Consider the following 2,502-nt stretch of genomic DNA (forward strand, 5'->3'; position numbering starts at 1 on the left):
CCTTGAAATCGCCGAAATACTTCGTGATCGCCGCCGTCAGCGTCGTCTTGCCGTGGTCAACGTGACCAATCGTCCCGATGTTCACATGCGGTTTCGTACGTTCGAACTTTGCCTTACCCATGGCCGGGCGCCTCATTGATTAGGGGGCCGCCAACGGCCCGATTCAACATCGCGCGCTCTCTAGTCGCTGGCTTGCGAGAAATCAAGCGCCACTTGCCTTGCAGCCGGGTGCGCAGCGGTCACTCCGGGACCGCGGCCGACACCTCGTCGACCGGGGCGGAGGCAGCGGTGGGCGCCTCGGCGGCCGGGTCGTAGCCGAACCACGCCTCGCGGTTCTCGACCAGCCAGCGTTCGATCCGCCGGGCGGCGTTCGCGGCCAGAACCTGCATCTGCTGGTCCTTGCTGCGGGTCAGCCCGGAACCCACGACGGTTTCGCCCGACATGCCCTCGAAGATGGTCATCTGCTCGGCCTCTTCGTTCAGCTTGGCCTTGGCCGCATCGTCCCAGACATTGGCCGAGATCACCAGCACCGATCTCGGTGCGGCAACCACCGGCACGCCGGGCACGGCCAGCGCATAGCCGTCCACATTGATGCCGAAATGATAGAGCTTGTCGCCCTCGTAGCGCGAGAAGCGCCGTTCCAGCGCCTGTTTCAGCGCAGCCTGCCATTCCTCGGCGGCAGCGGAGCGGCTGGGCGGCACCAGCTTGGCATTGTCGGCGACGACGATGGTGTAGCCCAGACTGAAATCGCCGAGCGCTTCGGCGGGGCTGTCCATCGCATCCTTGGCGGCACAGGCGGAAAGGACCCAAAGCCCACCGATCAGCAGCGCAGGACGGAAAACGGAAGCGGCGCGGAACATGATCCCCCCAATGTCGCAAACCCCGCCCGGGATAGCGCAGGGGAGAACGGCGCGCAACGCCCCGTCAGGTGAAACGGTTGTCGCGCGGGAAGCCGCGCGGGGCCATTCGGCCGGTTCCGGCGCGCTTGCCCAGCCATTCGGACAGGTCGGTTTCGGTGCGGGTGCGCCCGGCCGGGTCGCGCCAGGACAGGCCGTCGGCCAGCGTGAAGGTGGTGGCATCCGACAGGCCGCCATCCTTGTATTTCTGCAACCGCACGCCCTTGCCGCGCGCCATTTCGGGCAACTCGTCCAGCGCAAAGACCAGCACCTTTCGGTTCTCGCCGACGCAGGCGACGTGATCGCCCGCCACGATGCGGCAGATCCGTGCCGTTTCGGGTGCCTTGACGTTCAGCACCTGCTTGCCCGCGCGGGTCTGGGCCAGCACCTCGTCGCTGGGCACAAGGAATCCGTCGCCCGCGCTGGAGGCGACCAGCAGACGCTCGCCGGGGCGGTGGATCATCAGCGCGACGATCTCGGACTCGTTGGGCAGATCGACCATCAGGCGCACCGGCTCGCCCATGCCGCGCCCGCCGGGCAGTTGCGCCACCGGCAAGGCGTAGAAGCGCCCGTTCGCGCCGAACAGGATCAGCTTGTCGGTGGTCTCGGCCGCGATCAGGAACCGGCCTTCGTCGCCATCCTTGAATTTCAGCGAGGATCCATCCGCCAGATGCCCCTTCATCGCGCGGATCCAGCCCATCTTCGAGCAGACGACCGTCACCGGTTCGCGCTCGATCATCGCCTCGATGGGCATCTCGGGGGCCTCGGCGGCCTCGGACAGACGGGTGCGCCGCGCGCCGCCGGGGGATTTGCGGCCGAACTTCTCGCGTACCTCGCGCAGTTCATCGGCGATCTTCGCCCATTGGACGGACTCGTTGCCCAGCAGGTCCCGAAGCCCGGCGCGTTCGGCCATCAGCGCGTCGCGCTCGGCATTGAGTTCCATTTCCTCCAGCCGCCGCAGCGAGCGCAGGCGCATGTTCAGGATCGCCTCGGCCTGCACCTCTGTCAGTTGGCCCGCGCCCGTCGCGGGCAGCGGCGAGACGTAATCGCGTTCGGAGGTGGCGCGGGGGCGGCGCAGCGACCAGTCCTCGGCCATCAGGGCGAGCTTGGGCTCGTCGTCGTAGCGGATGATGTCGATCACCCGGTCAAGGTTGAGGAAAGCGATCAGCAGCCCTTCCAGCACCTCGAGCCGGTAGTCGATCCTTTCCAGCCGGTGCTGGCTGCGCCGGATCAGCACGTCGCGGCGGTGATCGAGGAAGGCGCGCAGCACCTCCTTGAGCGAACAGACCTTGGGCGTACGCCCGTCGATCAGCACGTTCATGTTCAGGCTGAAGCGGATCTCCAGGTCCGAGCTGCGGAACAGCGCCCCCATCAGAACCTCGGGGTCCACATTGCGCGACCGCGGCTCCAGGATCAGGCGCACGTCCTCGGCGCTTTCGTCGCGGATATCGGCCAGGATCGGCAGCTTCCGGGTCTGGATCAGGTCGGCGATCCGCTCGATCAGGCGGGATTTCTGCACCTGATAGGGGATCTCGGTCACGACGATCTGCCAGGTGCCGCGGCCCAGATCCTCGACCTGCCAATGCGCGCGCAGCCGGAACGACCC

The 2,502-nt window shown here is 67.0% G+C and carries 3 protein-coding genes; all 3 read right to left on the reverse strand.

Annotation, left to right across the window (positions count from 1 at the left end; translation table 11 throughout):
- Positions 1 to 121: GTP-binding protein (locus ENN83_RS05615; protein ID WP_287185043.1), on the reverse strand; the 121-nt coding region annotated here is incomplete at its 3' end.
- Between the two features lie 118 nt (positions 122 to 239).
- The gene (locus ENN83_RS05620) at positions 240 to 860 is read right to left on the reverse strand and encodes a hypothetical protein (protein WP_287185038.1); all 621 of its coding nucleotides are present in this window, start codon (positions 858 to 860) and stop codon (positions 240 to 242) included.
- A gap of 64 nt (positions 861 to 924) precedes the next feature.
- Positions 925 to 2,502: DNA gyrase subunit A (locus ENN83_RS05625; RefSeq protein ID WP_287185040.1), on the reverse strand; the 1,578-nt coding region annotated here is incomplete at its 5' end.

Origin of the sequence: Rhodovulum sp. (assembly GCF_011048875.1) — a bacterium.
Lineage (GTDB): Bacteria > Pseudomonadota > Alphaproteobacteria > Rhodobacterales > Rhodobacteraceae > Rhodovulum > Rhodovulum tesquicola.

Excerpts from the sequence above, each read along its gene's own strand:
- ENN83_RS05620 (WP_287185038.1), bottom strand. The coding sequence starts at position 860 with ATGTTCCGCGCCGCTTCCGTTTTCCGTCCTGCGCTGCTGATCGGTGGG.